General features: G+C 37.1%; 27 protein-coding genes. 24 read left to right on the top strand and 3 right to left on the bottom strand.

Going from position 1 to position 22,873, the window contains the following annotated elements; translation table 11 throughout:
- Positions 1-234: a hypothetical protein gene (locus CEY16_RS03720; RefSeq protein WP_101330619.1), complete on the top strand. Its 234-nt coding sequence runs from the start codon at positions 1-3 to the stop codon at positions 232-234.
- Positions 235-274: 40 nt separating this feature from the next.
- Here the strand turns inward: CEY16_RS03720 and CEY16_RS03715 are convergent, their stop codons facing one another.
- From CEY16_RS03715 to CEY16_RS03705, 3 genes are read right to left on the bottom strand one after another with little or no spacing between them, the layout of a single operon-like run.
- Entirely contained in the window at positions 275-844 is a 570-nt protein-coding gene (locus CEY16_RS03715; RefSeq protein WP_101330618.1) for a manganese catalase family protein, read from the bottom strand.
- Positions 845-856: 12 nt separating this feature from the next.
- The gene (locus tag CEY16_RS03710; RefSeq protein WP_238378779.1) at positions 857-1,087 is read right to left on the bottom strand and encodes a spore coat protein CotJB; all 231 of its coding nucleotides are present in this window, start codon (positions 1,085-1,087) and stop codon (positions 857-859) included.
- 25 nt (positions 1,088-1,112) lie between these two features.
- On the bottom strand, positions 1,113-1,334 hold the full coding sequence (locus tag CEY16_RS03705) for a spore coat associated protein CotJA (RefSeq protein ID WP_101330616.1): 222 nt from the start codon (positions 1,332-1,334) through the stop codon (positions 1,113-1,115).
- A gap of 322 nt (positions 1,335-1,656) precedes the next feature.
- Between CEY16_RS03705 and CEY16_RS03700 the strand changes: the two genes are divergently transcribed.
- The 23 genes from CEY16_RS03700 (at position 1,657) to CEY16_RS03590 (ending at position 22,863) form a co-directional block, all read left to right on the top strand.
- Positions 1,657-2,226: an adaptor protein MecA gene (locus CEY16_RS03700; RefSeq protein ID WP_101330615.1), complete on the top strand. Its 570-nt coding sequence runs from the start codon at positions 1,657-1,659 to the stop codon at positions 2,224-2,226.
- Positions 2,227-2,246: 20 nt separating this feature from the next.
- On the top strand, positions 2,247-3,176 hold the full coding sequence (locus CEY16_RS03695) for a D-alanine--D-alanine ligase family protein (RefSeq protein ID WP_101330614.1): 930 nt from the start codon (positions 2,247-2,249) through the stop codon (positions 3,174-3,176).
- 120 nt (positions 3,177-3,296) lie between these two features.
- Positions 3,297-4,574, top strand: a complete 1,278-nt coding sequence (locus tag CEY16_RS03690) for a Glu/Leu/Phe/Val family dehydrogenase (RefSeq protein WP_101330613.1) — start codon at positions 3,297-3,299, stop codon at positions 4,572-4,574.
- 89 nt (positions 4,575-4,663) lie between these two features.
- Complete coding sequence (locus tag CEY16_RS03685; protein ID WP_101330612.1) at positions 4,664-5,662, top strand: YpdA family putative bacillithiol disulfide reductase; 999 nt, start codon at positions 4,664-4,666, stop codon at positions 5,660-5,662.
- A complete protein-coding gene (locus CEY16_RS03680; protein ID WP_101330611.1) occupies positions 5,659-6,615 on the top strand; it encodes an asparaginase in 957 nt (318 codons plus the stop codon). Before CEY16_RS03685 ends, CEY16_RS03680 begins: the two co-directional genes overlap by 4 nt.
- Before the next feature lie 125 nt (positions 6,616-6,740).
- On the top strand, positions 6,741-7,508 hold the full coding sequence (gene sleB / locus CEY16_RS03675; protein WP_101330610.1) for a spore cortex-lytic enzyme: 768 nt from the start codon (positions 6,741-6,743) through the stop codon (positions 7,506-7,508).
- A 15-nt stretch (positions 7,509-7,523) separates the two neighbouring features.
- A complete protein-coding gene (gene ypeB / locus CEY16_RS03670; RefSeq protein ID WP_101330609.1) occupies positions 7,524-8,861 on the top strand; it encodes a germination protein YpeB in 1,338 nt (445 codons plus the stop codon).
- Between the two features lie 354 nt (positions 8,862-9,215).
- A complete protein-coding gene (locus CEY16_RS03665) occupies positions 9,216-9,887 on the top strand; it encodes a flagellar brake protein (RefSeq protein ID WP_162297839.1) in 672 nt (223 codons plus the stop codon).
- A 17-nt stretch (positions 9,888-9,904) separates the two neighbouring features.
- Positions 9,905-10,567: a (d)CMP kinase gene (gene cmk / locus CEY16_RS03660; RefSeq protein WP_101330607.1), complete on the top strand. Its 663-nt coding sequence runs from the start codon at positions 9,905-9,907 to the stop codon at positions 10,565-10,567.
- A 15-nt stretch (positions 10,568-10,582) separates the two neighbouring features.
- Positions 10,583-11,161 carry a lysophospholipid acyltransferase family protein gene (locus tag CEY16_RS03655; protein ID WP_101330606.1) on the top strand — a complete coding sequence of 193 codons (579 nt, stop codon included), beginning with the start codon at positions 10,583-10,585 and terminating at the stop codon, positions 11,159-11,161.
- 65 nt (positions 11,162-11,226) lie between these two features.
- Positions 11,227-12,369 carry a 30S ribosomal protein S1 gene (rpsA, locus tag CEY16_RS03650; RefSeq protein ID WP_101330605.1) on the top strand — a complete coding sequence of 381 codons (1,143 nt, stop codon included), beginning with the start codon at positions 11,227-11,229 and terminating at the stop codon, positions 12,367-12,369.
- A gap of 137 nt (positions 12,370-12,506) precedes the next feature.
- Positions 12,507-13,817, top strand: a complete 1,311-nt coding sequence (gene der / locus CEY16_RS03645; protein ID WP_101330604.1) for a ribosome biogenesis GTPase Der — start codon at positions 12,507-12,509, stop codon at positions 13,815-13,817.
- A 17-nt stretch (positions 13,818-13,834) separates the two neighbouring features.
- The gene (locus CEY16_RS03640) at positions 13,835-14,872 is read left to right on the top strand and encodes an NAD(P)H-dependent glycerol-3-phosphate dehydrogenase (protein ID WP_101330603.1); all 1,038 of its coding nucleotides are present in this window, start codon (positions 13,835-13,837) and stop codon (positions 14,870-14,872) included.
- Positions 14,873-14,978: 106 nt separating this feature from the next.
- Positions 14,979-15,242, top strand: a complete 264-nt coding sequence (locus CEY16_RS03635) for a stage VI sporulation protein F (protein WP_101330602.1) — start codon at positions 14,979-14,981, stop codon at positions 15,240-15,242.
- Between the two features lie 216 nt (positions 15,243-15,458).
- The gene (locus tag CEY16_RS03630) at positions 15,459-15,656 is read left to right on the top strand and encodes a DUF2768 domain-containing protein (protein WP_101330601.1); all 198 of its coding nucleotides are present in this window, start codon (positions 15,459-15,461) and stop codon (positions 15,654-15,656) included.
- Between the two features lie 14 nt (positions 15,657-15,670).
- Positions 15,671-16,387 carry a hypothetical protein gene (locus CEY16_RS03625; RefSeq protein WP_101330600.1) on the top strand — a complete coding sequence of 239 codons (717 nt, stop codon included), beginning with the start codon at positions 15,671-15,673 and terminating at the stop codon, positions 16,385-16,387.
- A gap of 238 nt (positions 16,388-16,625) precedes the next feature.
- Entirely contained in the window at positions 16,626-18,104 is a 1,479-nt protein-coding gene (spoIVA, locus tag CEY16_RS03620; RefSeq protein ID WP_101330599.1) for a stage IV sporulation protein A, read from the top strand.
- 506 nt (positions 18,105-18,610) lie between these two features.
- Entirely contained in the window at positions 18,611-18,883 is a 273-nt protein-coding gene (locus CEY16_RS03615; protein ID WP_101330598.1) for an HU family DNA-binding protein, read from the top strand.
- Between the two features lie 158 nt (positions 18,884-19,041).
- The gene (locus CEY16_RS03610) at positions 19,042-19,683 is read left to right on the top strand and encodes a heptaprenyl diphosphate synthase component 1 (protein WP_101330597.1); all 642 of its coding nucleotides are present in this window, start codon (positions 19,042-19,044) and stop codon (positions 19,681-19,683) included.
- A gap of 29 nt (positions 19,684-19,712) precedes the next feature.
- Entirely contained in the window at positions 19,713-20,417 is a 705-nt protein-coding gene (locus CEY16_RS03605) for a demethylmenaquinone methyltransferase (protein ID WP_101330596.1), read from the top strand.
- Between the two features lie 31 nt (positions 20,418-20,448).
- Positions 20,449-21,423, top strand: a complete 975-nt coding sequence (locus CEY16_RS03600; RefSeq protein ID WP_101330595.1) for a polyprenyl synthetase family protein — start codon at positions 20,449-20,451, stop codon at positions 21,421-21,423.
- Positions 21,424-21,516: 93 nt separating this feature from the next.
- Complete coding sequence (gene ndk, locus CEY16_RS03595) at positions 21,517-21,963, top strand: nucleoside-diphosphate kinase (protein ID WP_101330594.1); 447 nt, start codon at positions 21,517-21,519, stop codon at positions 21,961-21,963.
- 120 nt (positions 21,964-22,083) lie between these two features.
- A complete protein-coding gene (locus CEY16_RS03590) occupies positions 22,084-22,863 on the top strand; it encodes a CheR family methyltransferase (protein ID WP_101330593.1) in 780 nt (259 codons plus the stop codon).
- Positions 22,864-22,873 lie beyond the last annotated feature (10 nt).

Below are 22,873 nucleotides of genomic sequence, written 5' to 3'. Positions count from 1 at the left end.
ATGACTGAAGAAGCTTTATCAGAAGACAAATGGATTTCTACTACGGAGGATGAAGAAGATATTTATAGTTTACCTCCAAGAAGTAGGAAAAACCAAAGAGAGGTAGAGAATGAAGAAGAGGTAGTTGAACATCCCTCTCTATTCATTCATCGAGTATCGATTCACGTGATCATGGTCTTATTTATTTTATTAACTATCGGAATTCCAATTATTTATAGCTCGATGCTACCATAATAAAGAAAGGAAGAGGCACTCGCCTCTTCCTTTTCTTTATCTAAAAATAAATTTTCTTATCACGTTCTTCTTTAAGTATTTCTACTGCTTCCCTGAATCTTTGTGAATGGACGATCTCTCTTTCGCGTAAGAATTTCAGTCCGTCATTTAAGTCTGGATCATCAGATAAATTGATGATCCATTGATAAGTGGCTCGTGCTTTTTCTTCTGCAGCAATATCTTCATATAAGTCAGCTATCGGATCTCCCTTCGCTTGAATATAAGACGCTGTAAATGGGACCCCAGATGCATTGTGATAAAATAAGGCATTATCATGACTCGCATAGTGTTCAGCTAGACCAGCTTCTTTCATTTGTTCAGGAGTAGCATCCTTGGTTAATTTATAGATCATTGTCGCAATCATTTCTAAATGTGCAAATTCTTCTGTACCAATATCGGTAAGCAAACCGACCACTTTATCCGGGATGGAATACCTCTGATTCAAATAGCGCATGGCAGCCGCTAGTTCCCCATCAGCACCTCCATACTGTTCGACTAAATATTTTGCAAGACGAGGGTTACATTCACTCACTCTCACGGGATATTGCAGTTTCTTCTCGTAATACCACATTATTTAACCTCCCTATACTTGCCACGGCCACGGTGGTGAGTTCCAACTCCATTCGTTCCACACAAAACTTCTTCCAAATTGCATCAAAGGACCGAACTTTTCTTCGAATTGACGTTTATGTTGATGGCTTAGCTCTGCAAAGGAATTGAACTGTTCAAGTGCATAACTATCTTCTGGGTGGGTATCAAGGTATAAGGTCAATTCAACAAGGGTGAAGTCAATTGCTTGGATTTTTTCCATCATTTCATAATATTCTGCTGGAATGGTTTCATTCTTCTTCACGTTCTTGGCCTCCTTTCGGGTAAGGTGAAAAGAGTGCTGGCCAAAGTGTGCCATGATACAGTGCATCTATTGGAGAGAACTGTGGCAGGTTGTAGGGCTGGAAACCCATATATAGATGGGGTGGTGTCTCGTAACTTTTAATTGTAATGGGAGGACAAGGATCTGTTGGACTGATGAATGGATGATAGTATTTGCGGTTACTTTCCACATTTAAACCTCCTTTATGTTCGTTATAAACACTATATGGCTGTATGACTTGTCTCATGTGAGATATGTTTTCGAATAACCCGAATGTTCTTTTGGAATGATGGAAAGAACATCATCGATATGGAATAATAATATAATATGGGTGTACACCTATATCTCATAACACTGAGAAATACGGCTGTAATTAAACTTTAGTGTTTTTAATTATGCTAAGATGCTTTAGAATAGAGGTAAGAGAGAATGGCTTAAATTGCTTTATAAGCACATGCTATTTTGTACAAGGATGCTACATATACTATAGAGAGAACAGTGGAGGTGGTTGCGTGAGGCTAGAGAGAATCAGCGTTAACCAATTCAAAATATTTTTAACTTACGATGATTTGAAAGAAAGAGGTTACACAAAGGAAGAATTGTGGAATAACTTACCTAAAGCCAATCAATTATTTCAAGATATGCTATATGAGGCCTGTGACGAGCTTGACTTTAATCTAGATGGAATGTTGATGGTTCAAGTCCACATGTTGCAAGCACAAGGGATGATTATTCTAGTCACGCAAAATGAAGATTTGAGTGATGATGAGTTCATTGAACTGAAGGTGACGATGGATGAGAGCAAAGAAGTGATGTTTGAAATGGAGAATTTTGAACATGTAATTGAAGTGGCACGTGTTTTCCAAAACCACAAAGCAATTGATACTGCTTTGTTTGCTTATGATGGTTCATATTACATTCAACTGCTCGATGATGATATGGACGACTCAGAAAAGGAGATTATAATATCCATACTTTCTGAATATGGCTCTCCAAGCACCACAACATCTTACTACTTAAAGGAATACGGAACAGTTGTATCAGAACATAATGCATTCCAAATAATCAATCAATATTTTTAGACTAACCAGAGGTGAATTTAGTGAAAATTGCTGTTTTATATGGAGGAACATCTAAAGAAAGAGAAGTATCGTTATCAACTGGTAAGGGAATCATCCAGGCATTGACTGATAACGGCCATGATGTACTTGGGATTGATTTCGATCCAGAACAGATCTTATCTATTATCGAACAGGTAAAAAACGTAGACATGGTTTTCATCGGTTTACATGGTAAACAAGGTGAAGATGGTAGAGTTCAGGGCCTTTTGGATCTTTTGGATATACCTTATGTTGGTTCGGGTGTTTTAGCTTCGTCCCTAGCCATGGATAAATCGAAGGCAAAACAAATATTTGCAACAAAAGATATTCCTGTAGCTAACAGTAAGACGTACTGGGAACAACAAGATCATAACGAAATTTTTAATGATATCGAAAAAGAATTTAAATTCCCATTTGTAATAAAGCCTAACCAAGAAGGATCAACCTTAGGGCTAACTATCGTTCATGAAAAAAGTGAAGTGACAGAAGCTATTCAAATGGGCTTCAAGCATGATACAGAAATAATTGTTGAAGAATATGTTAAGGGTAAAGAACTCACCGTTGCTGTCATAGGTGACAGGGGCGAAGAAAGAGCCCTCCCAATCATAGAAATTGTCCCTAAAAGCAAATACTATGATTATGAATCAAAGTATTCAGAAGGTGGGAGCGATCACATTGTGCCTGCCCTATTGACCGATGACTTGACACAGAAGATACAGGATTATGCAGTTCAAGCTCACCAGGTTTTAGGTTGTGAAACTTACTCTAGAGTGGATTTCATACTTACTGATGATCAAGTACCAGTTATCTTAGAGGTCAACACATTACCTGGAATGACCCCAACAAGCTTATATCCTGATGCTGCTTCAGCGATTGGGATGAGTTACGAAGAGATGATTGAACAGTTCTTGAAGCTGACTTTAAAAGATTAAAACACACCTGCAATTTGTTCAAATAATCGACAATAAATGTTGCATATTCGCTATGAAAATGTATACTAATCATTGAAAGCAATCGTTATAAATGGACGTTTAATTATAGGAGGTAAACGCATGGTAGCCGAAAAACCAGCAGATTCTCAAGAAGAAAGTAAGCCCAATGATGTTTTATCATCAACTCAGCAAGTCATTCAACTAGCTTTAGATAAATTAGGTTATCCAGAGGAAGCATACGAATTAATGAAAGAGCCTATTAGAATGATGACGGTAAGAATCCCAGTTAGAATGGACGATGGGAAAGTCAAGATTTTTACTGGATACCGCGCTCAGCATAATGATGCCGTAGGACCTACTAAAGGTGGGGTTAGGTTCCACCCGAATGTATCTGAGAAGGAAGTTAAGGCACTATCTATTTGGATGAGTCTAAAAGCTGGAATAGTCGATTTACCTTATGGAGGAGGAAAAGGTGGAATTGTTTGCGATCCGAGAAAAATGTCTTTCAGAGAATTGGAAGGTATTAGCCGAGGTTACGTAAGAGCAATTTCTCAAATAGTTGGTCCTACTAAGGACATTCCTGCCCCTGATGTTTTTACCAACTCACAAATCATGGCATGGATGATGGATGAATATAGCCGTATTGATGAATTCAATAACCCTGGATTTATTACAGGTAAACCTATTGTTTTAGGGGGCTCACATGGTAGAGAGTCTGCTACGGCAAAAGGTGTTACTATTTGTATTGAAGAAGCGGCACGCAAAAAAGGAATCGATATTAAAGGTGCACGTGTAAGCGTACAGGGATTCGGAAATGCAGGAAGTTTTCTAGCAAAATTCATGTACGATATGGGCGCAAAAGTCATCGCTATCTCAGATGCAGAGGGTGCTTTACATGACCCGGATGGTCTAGATATCGACTACTTACTCGATCGCCGTGACAGCTTTGGTACTGTAACTAACTTGTTTGAAGATACACTAACTAATCCTGAAATGTTAGAACTTGAAACAGACATACTAGTTCCAGCTGCCATTGAAAATCAAATCACTAAAGAGAATGCACATAATATCAAGGCAGAAATCGTTGTAGAAGCTGCTAACGGACCTACGACGCTTGAAGCGACCAAGATCCTTACAGACCGAGGTATCTTGATTGTGCCGGACGTTCTAGCTTCATCTGGTGGCGTGACAGTTTCTTACTTTGAATGGGTACAGAATAATCAAGGTTACTACTGGAAAGAAGAAGAAGTTCAGGAAAAGCTTCGTGAAGTTTTAGTTAAAGCATTCAACAATGTTTATACGACTTCCCAAAACCGCCAGATTGATATGAGGCTAGCAGCTTATATGGTCGGTGTTCGTAAAATGACAGAAGCATCTCGTTTCAGAGGTTGGATTTAAGGTAAAGTTGTACAAGTTGATAAATACAAAAACATCTCCTATCATTAATCTGGTAGGAGATTTTCCATGTGTACAGGAGTGTATTGAAGATGTTAAGAGAAGAAAAAGTGATAATAATCGGAGCTGGCCCTTGTGGCTTGTCTGCTGCGGTTGAATTGAAAGATAAAGGGATAGACCCACTGATTATAGAAAAAGGGAATGTGGCTAACTCTATTTATAATTATCCAACGCACCAAACCTTTTTTAGTTCAGCGGAAAAGTTGGAAGTAGGCAACTATCCTTTTATTTCTGAAAGACAGAAACCTGTCCGTAATGAAGCGTTAACTTATTATCGTATGGTAGCTGACCGAAGTGATGTTCGGATCAATACTTATGAAACAGTTAAATCAATTGAGCAAAATGAGAATAATTATTCAATATTCACTGAAAATAATATAGGTGATAAAATTTCATATTTAGCCGATGATATAATCATTGCAACTGGATATTATGATCATCCCAACAAATTAGGGGTTGAAGGTGAGGACTTGCCTCATGTATTTCATTATTTCGAAGAGGCTCATCCTTATTTCAATCAAAACGTTGTAGTCATTGGGGGAAAGAATTCCGCAGTAGACGCAGCATTGGAATTAGAAAAGGCAGGAGCAAATGTGACTGTACTTTATAGAGGAAGTGACTATTCCTCCAGCGTCAAACCATGGATTCTCCCTGTATTTGAATCGCTAGTCAATCATGAGAAAATCGAGATGGTTTTTGACGCGGAAATCAAGAAAATAACGACTGAACAAGTGATTTTTGAACAAAATGGAGAAACTCGACAAGTCTCCAGTGATTTTATTTTTGCGATGGTGGGCTATCATCCTGATCAAACCTTTTTAGAAGCAGTCGGGATTGAAATCGACTTTGAAACAGGTCGACCTTATTTTGATCATCAAACAATGGAAACGAATGTTACAAACATCTACATCGCAGGTGTCATTGCTGCTGGGTACAATAACAATGAAATTTTTATCGAGAATGGTAGGCATCATGGGTTAAAAATAGCTAACCATATTCAATCTAAAAGAAAACATGGTGAAAAATTATGAAAAAAGTGATCCTTTTGACAACAGGTGGTACTATTGCAAGTAAACCAAATGAGAACAGTGGTAAACTTTCTTCTGGTGCAATGACTGGTGAAGAGCTTGCTTCTAAATGTGACCTACCGAAGGATATCGATGTAATCATCGATTCTGCCTTTCAGAAACCAAGTGTACATTTAACCGCTAATGATTGGTTGAAGTTAAAGGACAAAATCGAAACTTACTTTGAAGACGAGACGGTTGATGGAATTGTAGTTACTCACGGTACTGACACCATCGAAGAAACTGCTTATTTTTTGGATTTGACTATTAGCGATAGTCGACCTGTCATTGTTACGGGATCGCAACGGTCGATTGCTGATCTTGGTAGTGACGTTTACGTCAATCTACGTCATGCTATTTATTCAGCATGTAGTGAAGATCTGATGGATGTTGGGACGGCAGTTGTTTTCAATGAGAGAATATTTGCTGCTAAATATGTTAAAAAAGAACACGCCAGTAACATCCAAGGCTTCAACTCATTTGGATTTGGTTATTTAGGGATCATCGATAATGATGAAGTTCAAATCTTTCAAAAACCAATTAAACGAGAAACATATCAGTTAATTGCTGATTTACCTAAGGTGGATATAGTAAAATGTTATACGGATGCAGATGGACGGGTAATTGACGCATTACGTGAGTCGGGTAGCAAAGGTATAATCATCGAAGGTGTAGGAAGAGGACAAGTTCCCCCTACAATGATGCCGGCAATTGAACGATGTATTGCAGAAGGAGTAATACTTGTCATAACAACTGCTTCCGAGGAAGGTGCTGTATACCCAACCTATGATTATAGAGGTAGTGCGTTTGATCTCATCAATCAGGGTGTATTACTGGGAAGTGATTATGATAGCAAAAAAGCACGTGTAAAATTAGCTGTCTTATTATCTTCTGGAATAAAAAAATATGAATTTTAATCTTCAATAATTCGATTTGTCAAACTGACCAAAAATTGGTCAGTTTTTTTATTGTCTAAAATAGAATATTCCTTTTCCATCCAACAAAAGATAATCTCAGTAGTTGAATTAGGAGGTTGAATGTGTTGGTAAAACATAAATGTATAAAAATTTGTTTATCTTTCCTTTTTTGTTTTTGCCTATTTAGCTCCCCGATACCTTCAGATGCGTTCAGTGATCAAGTTATTCAGCAAGGGGCAGTCGGTGAAGATGTCATAGAATTGCAAGCAAGACTGAAACATATAGGGTTTTATACAGGAAAAATTGATGGTGTATTCGGATGGGGGACATATTGGGCCGTCAGAAATTTTCAGTATGAGTTTGGAATGGAAATTGATGGTTTAGTTGGGCAATCCACTAAGGACAAACTTACTCGTGCTACCGTTTATGATGAACAAAAAGTAAAAGCACAAATGAATCAAGATGGAGGTTCTGCTAGCACAGGAGGTTCCCAAAGCCAACAAAGCAACCAAAGTGCTAAAAATGTACCAAGCGGATTTTCTCAGAATGATATAAACATTATGGCACAAGCCGTTTATGGAGAAGCCAGAGGTGAGCCCTATGTAGGTCAAGTAGCAGTGGCCGCAGTCATTTTGAATCGTATTAACAGTTCTACATTTCCTGATTCTGTATCAGGAGTCATTTTTGAACCACTAGCTTTTACAGCAGTTGCAGACGGTCAAATTTATATGACGCCAAACGAACAAGCAAAAGAAGCAGTATTAGATGCATTAAATGGATGGGATCCGTCAGGGAACGCTTTGTATTATTTTAACCCTGATACAGCAACATCATCTTGGATATGGGGACGTCCTCAGATTAAAAGAATAGGTAAGCATATCTTTTGTAAGTAGAAAGGAGGTTTTAGAATGATTCGATGGGTCATCATAGTAGTTTTACTCATTGGAGTTATTGGTACGATTGTATGGGGATATGAAGAACACCAAGAGAAAAATGCTGTATTAATCCAGGCAGAGAACAACTATCAAAGAGCATTTCACGACTTAACTTATAGAGTGGATATTCTCAATGAAAAAATTAGTACTGTATTAGCGATGAATACTCCTGACAATATTTCTCCACAGTTAACTGAAATATGGAAAATAACATCAGAAGCCCATGCGGATGTTGGCCAGTTACCTCTGACATTATTGCCGTTTAATAAAACTGAACAATTTTTATCAGACATTGGAGAATTCTCATATCGAGTCGCTATACGTGGTTTAGATTCAGAACCATTGAACGAAGAAGAATTAAGTTTATTAAATGAACTACACGGTCAATCCAATGAAATCAAACGAGAACTCAGAACCGTCCAATCTCAAGTAATCGATAACGGACTAAGATGGATGGATGTTGAACTGGCACTGTCTACAAATGAGCCAGGTGATAATACAATCATTGATGGGTTTAAGACTGTAGAGGAAAACTCAGAACACTATAACGAATATGGGATGCAAAATGGCCTAACTCTTACTGATACTAATAAAGGTGACGAGGAAGTAGAACTAGAAGGAAAAGAACATTCTGAAGAAGATATAAAACAGTTTGTAACAGAAGAATTCGATTTGGATGGTTCCACTGAAATAAAAATCACCGAAACCGGAGAAGGTTCTGATATTCCATACTTCAATGTCTCTTTTAATGATGGTGATCTACATGGGTATGCAGAGGTCACAAAGAAAGGTGCGCATACACTTTCATTTTTATTAAATAGAGATCTACAAGAAGCAACAATCGGTCTTCATGAAGGTCAGACAAAAGCAGAAGAACTTCTCAAGGATATTGGGTTTGAGGACGTAACAGCGAGTGAAAGTGCACAGTATGATCAGGTTGGAATTTATACTTTCGTGTTAGAAAGAGATGATGTACTTTACTATCCAGATTCTATTCGGGTTAAAGTTGCTCTGGATAACGGGGATATCGTCGGACTTGCTGCAAGAGATTATGTGTTGAAATCGAGTCGACCCGAGCGAGAAGAACTTTCTACGAGCATTACTGAGGAAGAAGCAATCGAGGAGTTGAATCCTAATCTTGAGGTTCAGGTAGCTAAACTTGCAGTGATTGACAATGATATTGGTGATGAAGTTCTTTGTTATGAAATAATTGGTACGATCGATGACCGGACATATAGAGTATTCATAAATGCCAATGATGGATTTGAAGAACGAGTCGAAGAACTAAAACAAACGGAAGCAATTTATTAAAAGGGTTTGTTAAAGTTTGGTGTTGATTTCTGGCGAATCGTTTAATGCCGGACGCTTTCTGACGACCGGGATGGACAAATGACGGTGTAGACCACAGGATGCAGCCGGTTTTAGCCGACCCCTAGGAGTCTCACCTTGGTGAGTTCAATTTACGAAGAACGTTAGGTGGCGTCCGGATTGTCGGTAAGCTTCCACCTAGAAATGATTCGTTAAAATCAACAATAATCATTAACTGAGAATTAAAGCTGAAAGCACCTCGAAGTATCATCAGGAAAGGAAAAGATGAAATTATCTTTTCCTTTCTTGTTTTTTTTGACATAATAGTATTAACTGAACATGGAGGGGAATGGTAGTATGTTTTCAGTTGGTATGAAACTTACAATAGAATCCTTTAAAGACGGAGAGGTAGAGGATCGCTTTCAGTGTAAGTTAGTAGAATACAGTTCCAAAAAGCTATTTGTCGATTATCCAGTTAACGAAAGAACTGGTAGAACCGCTTTATTTCTTGAAGGAACTGAATTAAGAGTATCATTTGTCGGTAAAGCAGGTTCTGTCTATTCTTTTCCTGCTGAAATTTTAATGCGTAAAAAAATTAATCAGATACCTACTTTAGTTTTTTCTTATCCTCTAAAAGAAAATCTCAAAAAAATACAGCGTAGAGAATATGTGCGTATTGACACTTCACTAGATGTTGCGATATATTCCGTTGATGAGAATAAACAACCTTTAATAACAAGAACAATTGATATAAGTGGGGGCGGGATTGCTGTTGTTTCTAAAGAACGAAAAGATATCAATTTTGTCTCAGGCGATAAAATTGAAATAACAATGGTACTACCTTTTCAAACCAATGATTATTCTTATTTGACTATCTCAGGCGAAATTATTCGTCATGTTGAACAGCATAAAGATCAGCCACCAAAACTTACTATTAAATTTTTGGACTTGGATGATGATATCCGAGAGCGTATTATAAAATATTGTTTTGACAAACAACTTGAGAGACGTCGTAAATTACATAGCTGACATAGGAGGACTCACATATGAAAATAGCAATAGATGGACCAGCAGCAGCTGGAAAGAGTACAGTTGCAAAACAAATTGCTAAATCACTGAAGTATGTATATATAGATACAGGTGCAATGTATCGTGCACTCACACTTGCTGCACTTGAAAATGGCATTGATTTAGAAGATGAAAACTTACTAGGAGAATTATCGAAAGAAATTGATATCTCTTTTGAAAACTCTGAATCGGGTCAACAAGTTTTCATTGATCATCGCAATGTGACAGAGGAGATCAGAGATCATCAAGTCACCAATAATGTTTCTATTGTTGCTAAACATAAATTTGTTCGGAATGAATTGGTCAATATGCAGAGGCAATTAGCAGAGAAAGGTAACGTTGTAATGGACGGCCGCGACATCGGCACAAATGTTCTTCCTGATGCAGAAAAAAAGTTCTTTCTTATAGCCAGTGTAGACGAGAGGGCAGAAAGAAGACATAAGGAAAATTTAGAAAAAGGTTTCTCTTCAGATATAGAAAGTTTAAAGGATGAAATTAGAAGAAGAGATCAACTCGACTCAGAAAGAGAAACAGATCCATTAGTCATGGCTAGTGACGCTATTGAAATTGATACCACTTCATTGACAATTGAAGAGGTTGTTCAAACCATTCTTGATGCTATTAATACAAAAACGCAGTAGTTAAGGAGCAATCAAATGTTTTATAAATTCGCCAAAAATGTTGTGAAAATAGTTTATAAGTTATTATTTAAAATAAAGGTTATCGGTAAAGAGAATGTTCCTAAAAAAGGTCCAGTCATCATTTGCTCGAACCATATATCCAATTATGACCCACCGATGGTAGGAATTACCTGTCCTAGAGACCTTCACTTCATGGCTAAAGAAGAACTATTCGAAAAGAAATGGCTGAACGTGTTGTTAAACAACTTGAACGCTTTTCCCGTAAAAAGAGGGATGCGTGATCGTAACGCTTTGCGGTTGGGATTAACCAGGTTAAAAGATAATCATGCATTAGGTCTTTTTCCCGAAGGGACAAGAAGTAAGGACGGTCAACTTAAAAGAGGTTTGGCAGGAGCAGGCTTTTTCGCAATGCGCTCCAGTGCTACGGTCATTCCATGTGCTATTATGGGGGAGTACAAGCGAGGGTCTTCAATAAAAGTGATTTACGGTAAACCAATTGAATTCGAATCACTAAAACAGGAGAAGCCTTCCGCACAAACCGTTACTGACGAAATTATGGAAAATATTCAGTCTTTATTAGATGAAAATCGATAAGAATGTTATTATTTAATTATCATATAAATGGTATGATGCAAGATGGTAATGAGGAGGAATCAGTTATGTCTGAGCGTCAAGATGAATTTAGTAATGAAAACATACAAGTTGGAGACCAGGTGAAGGCTACTGTAGTTAAGTTGGAAGATAAACAAGTAGTGGTCGACCTTGGAGCAAAATTCGATGGAATCATCCCGATATCTGAATTATCTCATTTACATGTAGAACATACGAATGAAGTTCTTTCTGAAGGTGATGAGGTAGTTGTCGTCGTTCAAAAAGTTGAAGACGAAGCTATCATTTTGTCCAAAAAAGCAAATGACAGCAAGCAAGCATGGGAAGACCTTGAAAAGAAACTCGAAAGTGGAGAATCTTTTGAAGCAAAAGTGGTGGAAGTGGTTAACGGAGGTTTAGTGGCTGATGTTGGGCTACGAGGTTTCATTCCAGCTTCTCATGTCGAAGTTTATTATGTTGAAGACTTTAGTGAATATAAAGATCAATCCCTTACAGTCAAAGTAATTGAAATGGATGAAAGTAGAAATCGCGTCATTCTTTCTCACAAAGCTGTAACTGAGAAAGAAATGACTGATCGCAAGAAGGAGATTCTTAATAAAATCGAAGCAGGCGATCAAGTCGAGGGTACGGTACAACGTATTACCAATTTTGGTGTGTTTGTAGACATAGGTGGCGTAGATGGACTAATTCACATATCTCAGTTGTCCCATGAACACGTTAATAAAGCTTCAGATGTAGTATCTGAGGGCGACAAAATAAAGGTGAAAGTTCTTTCAGTAGATCGTGACACTGAGAGAATAGCTCTTTCATTGAAAGATACACTTCCAGGACCTTGGGAAGGTATAGAAAACGAAATCTCAAATGGTCAAGTGATCGAAGGCGAAGTAAAACGTCTGGTGAATTTCGGTGCTTTCGTTGAAATTAAGCGTGGTGTCGAAGGTCTTGTGCATATTTCTCAAATCGCTAAAGAACATATCGGCACACCTCAAGAGGTATTGAAGGAAGGCCAAAAGGTTCAAGTGAAGGTACTTGATGTTAATGAGAAAAATAAGCGACTTTCATTAAGTATTAAAGAAGTGGAAGAAGATAGAGAAAGTTCTGAGTTAAAACAATATCAAAAAGACCAAGAAGACGACCAAGCATTCCAACTTGGTGATCTAATTGGTGATCAATTAAAGAATTATAAGAAATAATGCATTAGTATTTTCAACTGTGATTACAAGAGAGAAAGTGGCAGAGACGCCACTTTTTCTTTATGAATATAGGATGAATTCCTAATCATTGAAAATGCTATGATTGTATTAGGAAATTAGCAGAGGGAATGAACATTATGAGAAAATCAGTCGTAGCCATCGTAGGTCGACCAAATGTCGGAAAGTCAACAATATTTAATCGCCTAGTGGGTGAAAGAATTTCAATCGTCGAGGATACTCCAGGAGTAACTAGAGATCGTATATATGCAGATGCAGAGTGGTTGAACCATTCATTCAATCTTATTGACACTGGCGGTATCGACCTGAGTGATGAACCGTTGTTAGTTCAAGTAAGAGAGCAAGCTGAAGTTGCTATCAACGAAGCAGACGTCATCATTTTTCTAGTTAACGGTAGAGACGGAATTACTGGGGCAGATGAGGAAGTGGCTAAATTACTTTTCAAGTCTAACAAACCCGTCATTCTAGCTGTAAACAAAGTGGATAACTTTGAAATGCATGAACTCTTGTATGAGTTTTACTCTCTTGGAATGGGACAACCTTTTCCTATCTCAGGAACTCATGGATTAGGGCTAGGAGACATGTTGGATGAGGTAGTGAAACATTTTCCTACTGATCGAGAAGACGATTTGGATGAAGAGCGCATTTATTTTTCATTAATTGGACGACCGAATGTAGGAAAGTCTTCTTTAGTCAATGCAATGCTTGGTGAAGAACGTGTCATCGTCAGTGATATGGCAGGAACAACAAAAGATGCTATTGATACATCTTTTTCTCGTGATGATTGGGACTTTACCATTATTGATACTGCAGGGATGAGAAAAAGAGGTAAGATTTACGAAAATACCGAAAAATATAGTCAACTAAGGGCTCTTAAGGCAATCGAAAGATCAAGTGTCGTTTTAGTCGTGATTGATGCTGATACTGGGATCATCGAACAAGACAAGAAGATTGCTGGTTATGCTCACGAGGCTGGTAAAGCAATTGTGATTGTAGTCAACAAATGGGATACAGTTGAAAAAGAACAAGATTCTATGAAAAAGTTCGAACAAGAAGTGAGAAAGCATTTTCAATTCTTAAGTTACGCACCTGTAGTGTTTTTATCTGCCATGACAAAGAAACGTATTCACACATTATTACCAGAAGTCATCAGAGCAGCTGAAAACCATTCTAAAAGAGTGCAGACCAATTTGCTGAATGAAGTGATAGAGGATTCATTAGCAATCAATCCTGCACCATCCATCAAAGGTCAAAAGCTTAAAATCTTATATGCGACACAAGTGTCAATTAAACCACCGACCTTTGTTGTATTCGTAAACGACCCAACATTAATGCACTTTACTTATGAAAGATTTTTAGAAAACAGAATACGTGAAGCTTTCGGTTTTGATGGTACACCAATTAAGATTTTTGCTAGAAGAAGAAATTAATATTACGAGGTGAAGAAATGTCGAAAGTAGCAGTATTAGGCGCAGGGAGCTGGGGAACAGCCTTAGCTTCAGTCCTTGCAGATAATAACCATGATGTACGTTTATGGTCCCACAGAGAGGATCAAGCACAAGAAATCAATGATCATCATACAAATAAAAAATACTTACCTGATCTCAATCTATCTGAGAATATAATGGGTTATTCTGATATGGAAGCTGCTGTGGAAGATGTCTCTGCCATTTTAGTAGTTGTACCTACTAAGGCAATCAGAGATGTTTGTAAACAATTAAAACATTTAATGACAGACGATCAAATACTGATTCACGCTGCAAAGGGTATCGAGCCAGAAACTCATAAAAGGATATCTGAAATGATGACCGATGAACTCGGTAATGAAAGAGGCAATAAAATTGTTGTCTTAGCTGGTCCTAGTCATGCTGAAGAGGTGGCAAAACGTCAGCCAACCACAGTTACAGTCTCTTCTTATGACCTTGGGCAAGCAGAAGCTGCTCAAGATTTATTCATGAATGATCGCTTTCGTGTGTATACCAACAGTGATTTAGTTGGGGTTGAGATTGGTGGAGCATTGAAAAATATAATCGCGCTTGGTGCAGGAATCTCCGATGGTCTTGGTTACGGAGATAATGCGAAGGCCGCATTAATTACACGTGGTTTGACTGAGATTGCTCGTTTGGGTGGAAAGATGGACGCTAACCCATTAACTTTCGCAGGACTGACAGGTGTTGGAGATTTGATTGTTACTTGTACTAGTCAGCACAGTCGGAACTGGCGAGCAGGTAATATGTTAGGAAAAGGCTATGTTCTTGACGATGTTTTAGAACAGATGGGTATGGTTGTAGAAGGTGTTCGAACCACCAAAGCAGTATATCAATTGTCTAGGAAGATAAGTGTAGATATGCCTATTACACAAGGATTATATGAACTGTTATTTCATGAAAAAGACCCTAAACAAGTGGTCGACCAGTTAATGAACCGTGGTAAAACAAATGAAATGGAAGATTTAGCCTTCATTCTGAAAAAGACGGATGAATAAATCTTAGCTTTCATTAGATTATTTTCAAAAATTAATTCATAAGCACACAACAGCTCCACTCGAATGCATATAGTATTACGAATGCAATCCGAGGGAGGAGCGTTAAGTGAATCAAGAATTTCAACAATCCATTTTTAAACACCTAAACAAGAAAGCGAATATTTCTCCACATGAGATAATTCAGGTCGCTCAATCTGTTCAAAATGCAGATTTTTCTGATGAGCGGACTGTAAGAAAACTTGTTCGTCAATTAGCACAAATGGCGAACAAACCAATGGATCAATCCAAGGAAGACAGAATCGTAGAAATGATTACGAAAAACAATAAGTCAATTGATCAGAACACGTTGCAGCAAATTTTCAAAAAATAAATTTTCAATGACCTATACGACGAACAATAATAACTACTAAATGAGTTACTTGAAAAACGAGGAAAAGGCTTAAGAGGTGTCTGCCCTGCACCTCTTTTTTTATATGGGAATGATTTATAAATAAATATTCAAAAAATGTTCTAGTTTTAAATTTATACAATTGTTTAATGTATGCTATAATTTGAGCGCACTCGTATTATAGAAGGGAAGAGTCTGATGAGTGAACCATTATTAAGAATGTACATATCGTTTGTAGGAATTATTCTATTATTTGCTTCTGTAGGTTTAATCTTATTAGCAAGACATAAATTGAAAGGTTTTCTAAGCGTAATTACAGGAATCATCGCTTATTTATTTATGCTGGTCGGTGGTTTCATCATTATATTCATCACCCTTAGTGGACCTACCGAATAGAGGTGGACAAACCTATGAAAAAAATAGTTTTAACATTGTTGCCATTAACCATATTCCTAAGTGGTTGTCTATATCCCAATAACGAATTGAGAGAGAATCAATTTACTAATGATCAACAATTAGAACAAGTACAAGATGCAGTAAAAACATATCAAGAGCAGAATAACGGCTTATTACCTATTCAAACAAGAGATGATGATACTCCACTGTTCATTAAATACCCAGTTGATTTTAATACATTAAGAAATCAGAATTTAATCGGATCTACTCCTGGCAACGCATATGAAAAAGGCGGAGTATACTCCTATGTTATAATCGACCCGGAAGAGGAGGCTACTGTGAAAGTTGCCGATGCACGTGTCACTCAACATTTACGTTCCGTTATTTATGACGTAACTGTTTATAAAAAAAGAAATGGAAGCCCGCCCTACGGAGAACAAGTGGGGGAAGGGCATTATATGATTAACGAGGAACGTTTGAATACCAACCATGAAACCACAGTCTCAAGCCCATATTCCGATATGGAGTTGGATATAATTGTAAACGTTCAGGGGGATGTGTTGATAGACTATCGACCTGAGGTTTACCAATTGATTGAAAATGAAGGTATAGAAAAATACTCGGGAGATCTAAGGTACTTGCTTATGGAATACCACCCGATGGTACCTGTATACTCTTCTCCTATGGTATTGGAAGACGGAGAAATAGAATTTACGAATGAAGTTGAATAAAGCTCATACAATGATAGAGGTTCCAATTAACTATTGGAATCTCTATTTTTTTTACTTTAAGAATGTTTAACTTCAATAGAGGGTTAAAGTATGTGAAAAACAAAGGCTTTCGCTATTAAGGTTTGGCGATAAGCCAAGTTTTTCTCAATATTTAAGTCATAAATGAATAGGACAACTGCATAGATTTATAATGCAAATCAATTTAGCTACGATATCGTATCTAGGTCGGAGGGATAGTATGGAAAGTAACCATGTGTTTCATGACATATCGAAACGTACGAACGGTGACATTTATTTAGGTGTAGTAGGAGCGGTGAGAACGGGCAAGTCCACGTTTATTAAAAAGTTCATGGACCTCATAGTCATCCCAAACATAGAAGATGAACAAGAGCGTGATCGTGCCAAAGATGAGTTACCTCAAAGTGCAGCTGGAAGAACAATCATGACAACTGAGCCAAAGTTTGTTCCTAACCAAGCAGTCGAGTTAAATGTTGGGGATGGACTAGATGTAAAGGTTCGCCTAGTTGATTGTGTTGGTTACACGGTAGGCAGTGCAAAAGGGTATGAGGATGAGAATGGTCCTCGTATGATTCATACACCTTGGTATGAGGAAGCAATTCCTTTTCATGACGCAGCTGAAATCGGTACAAGAAAAGTAATTCAGGAACATTCTACTATCGGAATAGTAGTAACAACTGATGGATCTTTCGGTGATATTCCTCGTGAGGATTATTTGGAAGCCGAGAGGAAAGTAGTAGAGGAATTAAAAGAAGTTGGTAAGCCATTCATTATGGTTTTGAACTCAAGTCATCCTCGTGAAATGGAAACAGTTGAGCTAAGAAATGAATTAGCTGAAGAATATGACATTCCAGTTCTCCCTGTCTCAGTAGAAAACTTGAATGAAAATGATGTTAACAACATCTTAAGAGAGGCCCTTTATGAGTTCCCAGTACTAGAAGTAAATGTGAACCTTCCTAGCTGGGTTATGGCTCTTAAAGAAGATCACTGGTTACGTCAGCAGTTCCAAGATTCCATTCAGAACACGGTACAAAATATTCGTCGTTTAAGAGATGTAGACCGAGTCGTTGGGGACTTCTTTGAATACGAATTTATATCGGATGCAAGAATGTCTGGAATGGAATTAGGCGAGGGAGTTGCCGAAATCGATCTTCACGCATCAGATGATTTATACGATCAAGTATTAAAAGAAATCGTTGGTGTAGAAATCAGAGGGAAGGATCACCTGATTGAATTGCTTCAAGATTATGCAGATGCAAAAAGAGAGTATGACCAAGTAGCGGACGCACTTTCCATGGTTAAACAAACAGGATACGGTATTGCAAGTCCTACTCTAGAAGATATGCGCTTAGAAGAGCCAGAAATTATTCGCCAGGGTTCTAGATTCGGCGTAAGATTAAAAGCAGTCGCACCTTCCATTCACATGATAAAGGTCGATGTAGAATCAGAATTTGCGCCGATCATCGGTACTGAGAAGCAAAGTGAAGAACTCGTAAGATATCTGATGCAAGACTTTGAAGAAGATCCATTATCAATTTGGAAATCAGATATATTCGGAAGATCACTCAACTCGATTGTACGAGAAGGCATTCATGCTAAATTGACTCTGATGCCAGAAAATGCACGCTACAAATTAAAAGATACTTTAGAGCGAATGATCAACGATGGCAGTGGCAGTCTCATTGCGATCATACTGTAAAACCCTTAATAACGATAAAAATAAAATATCCAACAATTAAAAGCGACTTCTTAGGTCGCTTTTTTATTTGGCACAATTTATAACAGTATAAAAAATGAGGAATTTAACAGAAAACATCTGATTAGCTGTGGCAATTTAATAAAAATCCTTGTGTATTCCAGCCTTTTCCTACACAATTAGGTAGTCTAAAATGAATGGTAATTCAGCTAATTAAGCTGAATTTTCACTAAAATGTAAGCCTAATGTCTCATAAATGCCGATAAAATACTGATTTAACGCATTTTCTTATTGAAAGTGGTAAACCCTTGTGATAATATGCAGTTACATGAAATAGTAAATTATGCTAAAGTTCGAACAATTTTGATGAGCCTTGTCAATCCAGCATAAATTACTCTTTCATCTTGCATCTCTTACTAATCTTTGTTTAAATGATGGTAAGAATGGGAATAATTGAATGAAGCAAACAACAAGGTAAGTCAACATACTCTTGAGAGGAGGTGAGACGGATGAACAAGACAGATTTAGTAAACTCTGTAGCAGAACAAGCTGATCTTTCTAAGAAAGACGCTTCTAAAGCTGTTGATTCTGTTTTCGAATCAATCACAGGATCATTGAAAAAATCAGAAAAAGTACAATTAATCGGTTTTGGTAACTTTGAAGTACGTGAGCGTTCTGCACGTAAAGGACGTAATCCACAAACAGGTGAGGAAATCAATATACCTGCAAGCAAAGTGCCTGCATTCAAACCTGGTAAAGCCCTTAAAGATGCTGTTAAGTAAGCCATTACATAGGGCTTTAGGAAAAGGAGGGAGCTATTCCCTCCTTTTTTTAATGCAAAAATACGCATCAATCTATTAGCTAATCTTTTGATATCATGCTACAATACTTGATGGAGAGGGATTCTACGCATTAATAATTACTAAAAAATGGTGATAAAATGAAAGCTACACAAACCCCAGAAGAAATCAGGGAAAGCTTTATTAACACAAGAAAACATAATTACATCCAATATGCTCTTTATGAGGGGATTGTTACCCATCCACAGATCCATTTTTTGAAAGAGTTATATGATAGAATCAATCACCCTAATAAGGAAGTTGTGTTTGAAGCTTTATTACATATGCAAGCGTCTTTGGATATTCATGATGAGGTCGATTTGAGTTTTGAAGAGTCCCTAACGAACGAACGATTAAAAGTTAATCAACTGAAGGTTCTTGTAGGGGATTATCACAGCTCCATGTTCTATCGCTTATTAGCGCGCTCAAATGAATTATCTGTGATGTATCACTTGATCGATAGTATCAAAAGTGTGAATCAATCAAAGATGTCCATTTTACATAGTTCGTTATCAGATGAAGACGCAATCGATGCATTAGAAAATATTCATATTGGGCTTTTTAATTCTTTAGCTGAATTTTTTCAAATCGATTCTTATAAGTCAAAAATAAAACCTCAGATGGTTGTTCAACTGACTTATGAAAGGCCGCGAAATTTTTGGATTGAATTATTGAAAGAACAGAATTCTGTACAGTTCCAAGAGCGTCTCAACCAAAGGAAAGCTCTGTGGCAGAATAATTAATTACCAGCAGCTTTGAGAGTAGGTATAAAATGAACCAGAATGAGAAGTCTGAAAAGGTACATTCAGTATTTGAAAAAATATATTCTCGTTACGATCGAATGAATTCTATTATATCTTTTAAAAGACATAAAGCTTGGCGTAAAGATGTAATGAAAAAAATGAACGTACATAGTGGGGAAAAATGCCTCGACGTATGTTGTGGAACAGGCGACTGGACCATTGCTCTTGCTAACGAAGTAGGGGAAAATGGACAAGCTATAGGGCTTGATTTCAGTCAAAACATGCTATCAGTAGGTCACCAAAAGAAAAAGGACTTGAAACTAGATCAGGTGAATTTTATTCATGGAGATGCTATGCAGCTTCCATTTGAAGATAATTCATTTGACTATGTAACAATTGGGTTCGGGTTAAGAAACGTGCCTGATTATATGCAAGTAATAAAAGAGATGTACAGAGTAGTCAAACCTGGAGGTAGTGTTGTATGTTTAGAAACGTCACAACCTACTCTCCCAGTTTACAAACAGCTTTATTTCTTTTATTTCAAACATATCATGCCATTATTCGGGAAACTTTTTGCTAAGAGTTACGAAGAATATGCATGGCTCCATGAATCAACTAAAGGGTTTCCAGATAAAGAGACGTTAAGAAAAATGTTTTTAGACGCAGGATTTAAATCCGTGCAAGTGAAAAGTTATGCACTAGGCGCAGCTGCTATGCATTTAGCGAAAAAGTAACCTTAAAACGCTCATAAAATAGGTGGATATCATGAAATTACAATCAGCACTATCATATATCAGTCAAGATATTCAACAAATTGAAAAGCAGATCAAGGAAGTTACACGAACTGAGAGTTCCATGATTCAGGTTGCTTCTCATCATCTGCTTGAAGCAGGTGGTAAAAGAATACGACCTGTATTTGTCTTGCTATCCTCTAAGTTTGGCGACGATTCACAAGAAAATATCATTGATGTTGCAGTTGCCTTAGAATTAATACATATGGCTTCTCTAGTTCATGATGACGTGATCGACCATTCGACAATACGTAGGGGCAAACCTACTGTGAACGCTAAGTGGAATAATAAAACAGCTATGTACACAGGGGATTACGTTTTTGCACGAACTCTAGAACTTTTAAAACCATTTGAAGGCAACCGATTACACAACCTTTTGGCTAATGCCATCCATGAATTATGTATAGGTGAAATTGAACAAATCAGAGATAAATATTCACTCGATCAAAACTGTTTTACATATTTTAAACGAATTAAAAGAAAGACAGCTTTATTAATCGCAACAAGTACTCAATTAGGTGCTGTTGCTGCAAACGCTTCTGAGAATGTCCAACAACACTTATTCCGGTATGGGTATTACATAGGGATGTCTTATCAAATCATCGATGATATACTCGATTTCACAGCTACTGAGAAGCAATTGGGCAAACCAGTCGGTAGTGATTTGATGAATGGTAATTTAACTTTACCGACTTTGTTAGCATTTAAAGATCTGTCTATTTATGAATCTGTGAAAGCCTATTTCAATAACCCTGCTAATGATGCCTATTCTGCTGATATAAATGAAACAATTATTAAAATTAGGGAATCTGAAGCTATTGAACAAGCCTATCAAATGAGTCGTAAATATTTAGATAAAGCATTGCATGAAATATCCTTCTTGCCAGATCAACGTGCTAAGAAATCGCTAAAGCAGATTGCAAATTACTTAGGTAAGAGGCAAACGTAACTAGAAGAAACATTAGAAATTCAAATTGTAATTTCATTAGAACTTTGATAAACTTTTTTTGGCTTAAATAAAATTTAAATAGAGGTGTTAATAATGGAAAGAACATTTATTATGGTAAAACCAGACGGTGTTCAACGTAACTTGATTGGAGATATTGTTGAACGTTTTGAAAAGAAAGGATTCAAATTAGTTGGAGCAAAATTAATGCAGATTCCGACTGAATTAGCAGAAACTCATTATGGTGAGCATTCGGACAAGCCATTCTTCGGAGAATTGGTTGGTTTCATTACTTCCGGACCAGTATTCGCTATGGTTTGGGAAGGTGAGAATGTAATTCTTACTGCAAGAAAAATGATGGGTGCAACTAACCCGACTGAATCTGATGTTGCTACAATCCGTGGTGACTATGGTCTAACAGTAGGTAAAAACGTTATTCACGGATCTGACTCTCCAGAATCAGCTGCAAGAGAGATCGACTTGTTCTTTGATTCAAAAGAGTTAATCTCTTATGAAAAAGATTCAGATAAGTGGACTTACTAATTTCAGATTCAATCCCTGTGTATAATACACAGGGATTTTATTTTACATAACTACAACAATAGCATATGACATCTAACTGAATTATAATAGAAGGACATGGATCAGCTAGGGGAGAAGTAAATGCGAGATGACTATAGTAAATTTATTGACGATATAAAATCAAGAACTGGGATCGATCTTTCTCAATATAAAGAAAAGCAAATGAAACGTAGATTGACGTCACTAAGGGATAAGAAAGGTTTTCAATCTTTCGACAGCTACTTTAAAGAGCTTAAGGTAGATGAATCTTTATTTCATGAATTTTTAGACCGAATGACCATTAATGTATCTGAATTTTACCGAAACAGACAACGGTGGGATGTATTTATTAAAGATATTTTACCAACCTTAATTAAAGGGAATAGAAAACTAAAAATATGGAGTGCAGCATGCTCCACAGGAGAAGAACCTTATACAATCGCCATGATTTTAAGTGATTACTTTCCACTTGAAAACATACATATCCATGCAACTGATATTGACGAGAATGCAATCGAAAGAGCTAAGAAGGGGATCTACCCAGAAAGGTCTTTAAAAGAAATACCCAAAGCCAAAAAAGATAAATTTTTCGAAAAAAATGGGTCATTTTACGAAATTAAAAATGAAATCAAACAATGTGTGTCATTTAAAAAACACAATTTACTCGCTGATAGTTATGAGAGCTCTTACGACTTTATAGTTTGCCGGAATGTGCTCATTTATTTTACAGAAGAGGCGAAGCAGAAGGTTTACAAAAAGTTTTCTGATTCGCTAGTTGATAAGGGTGTTCTATTTGTTGGCAGTACTGAGCAAATATTCAACCCTAATTCGTATGATTTAGAAGTTATACAAACCTTTTTTTATCAAAAGTCGAAAAAGTAAGGTGATCAAA

Source organism: Halalkalibacillus sediminis (assembly GCF_002844535.1).
Taxonomy (GTDB): domain Bacteria; phylum Bacillota; class Bacilli; order Bacillales; family Alkalibacillaceae; genus Halalkalibacillus_A; species Halalkalibacillus_A sediminis.
This window is presented reverse-complemented; position numbering and strand designations above follow the sequence as displayed.

Excerpts from the sequence above, each read along its gene's own strand:
- spoIVA (WP_101330599.1), top strand. The coding sequence starts at position 16,626 with ATGGAAAGTAACCATGTGTTTCATGACATATCGAAACGTACGAACGGT.
- CEY16_RS03625 (WP_101330600.1), top strand. The coding sequence starts at position 15,671 with ATGAAAAAAATAGTTTTAACATTGTTGCCATTAACCATATTCCTAAGT.
- CEY16_RS03715 (WP_101330618.1), bottom strand. The coding sequence starts at position 844 with ATGTGGTATTACGAGAAGAAACTGCAATATCCCGTGAGAGTGAGTGAA.
- CEY16_RS03685 (WP_101330612.1), top strand. The coding sequence starts at position 4,664 with ATGTTAAGAGAAGAAAAAGTGATAATAATCGGAGCTGGCCCTTGTGGC.
- CEY16_RS03720 (WP_101330619.1), top strand. The coding sequence starts at position 1 with ATGACTGAAGAAGCTTTATCAGAAGACAAATGGATTTCTACTACGGAG.
- CEY16_RS03710 (WP_238378779.1), bottom strand. The coding sequence starts at position 1,087 with ATGATGGAAAAAATCCAAGCAATTGACTTCACCCTTGTTGAATTGACC.
- CEY16_RS03605 (WP_101330596.1), top strand. The coding sequence starts at position 19,713 with ATGAACCAGAATGAGAAGTCTGAAAAGGTACATTCAGTATTTGAAAAA.
- cmk (WP_101330607.1), top strand. The coding sequence starts at position 9,905 with ATGAAAATAGCAATAGATGGACCAGCAGCAGCTGGAAAGAGTACAGTT.
- CEY16_RS03690 (WP_101330613.1), top strand. The coding sequence starts at position 3,297 with ATGGTAGCCGAAAAACCAGCAGATTCTCAAGAAGAAAGTAAGCCCAAT.
- CEY16_RS03640 (WP_101330603.1), top strand. The coding sequence starts at position 13,835 with ATGTCGAAAGTAGCAGTATTAGGCGCAGGGAGCTGGGGAACAGCCTTA.
- CEY16_RS03590 (WP_101330593.1), top strand. The coding sequence starts at position 22,084 with ATGCGAGATGACTATAGTAAATTTATTGACGATATAAAATCAAGAACT.
- CEY16_RS03600 (WP_101330595.1), top strand. The coding sequence starts at position 20,449 with ATGAAATTACAATCAGCACTATCATATATCAGTCAAGATATTCAACAA.
- rpsA (WP_101330605.1), top strand. The coding sequence starts at position 11,227 with ATGTCTGAGCGTCAAGATGAATTTAGTAATGAAAACATACAAGTTGGA.
- der (WP_101330604.1), top strand. The coding sequence starts at position 12,507 with ATGAGAAAATCAGTCGTAGCCATCGTAGGTCGACCAAATGTCGGAAAG.
- ypeB (WP_101330609.1), top strand. The coding sequence starts at position 7,524 with ATGATTCGATGGGTCATCATAGTAGTTTTACTCATTGGAGTTATTGGT.
- CEY16_RS03615 (WP_101330598.1), top strand. The coding sequence starts at position 18,611 with ATGAACAAGACAGATTTAGTAAACTCTGTAGCAGAACAAGCTGATCTT.
- CEY16_RS03610 (WP_101330597.1), top strand. The coding sequence starts at position 19,042 with ATGAAAGCTACACAAACCCCAGAAGAAATCAGGGAAAGCTTTATTAAC.
- CEY16_RS03655 (WP_101330606.1), top strand. The coding sequence starts at position 10,583 with ATGTTTTATAAATTCGCCAAAAATGTTGTGAAAATAGTTTATAAGTTA.
- ndk (WP_101330594.1), top strand. The coding sequence starts at position 21,517 with ATGGAAAGAACATTTATTATGGTAAAACCAGACGGTGTTCAACGTAAC.
- CEY16_RS03630 (WP_101330601.1), top strand. The coding sequence starts at position 15,459 with ATGAGTGAACCATTATTAAGAATGTACATATCGTTTGTAGGAATTATT.
- CEY16_RS03665 (WP_162297839.1), top strand. The coding sequence starts at position 9,216 with ATGTTTTCAGTTGGTATGAAACTTACAATAGAATCCTTTAAAGACGGA.
- CEY16_RS03680 (WP_101330611.1), top strand. The coding sequence starts at position 5,659 with ATGAAAAAAGTGATCCTTTTGACAACAGGTGGTACTATTGCAAGTAAA.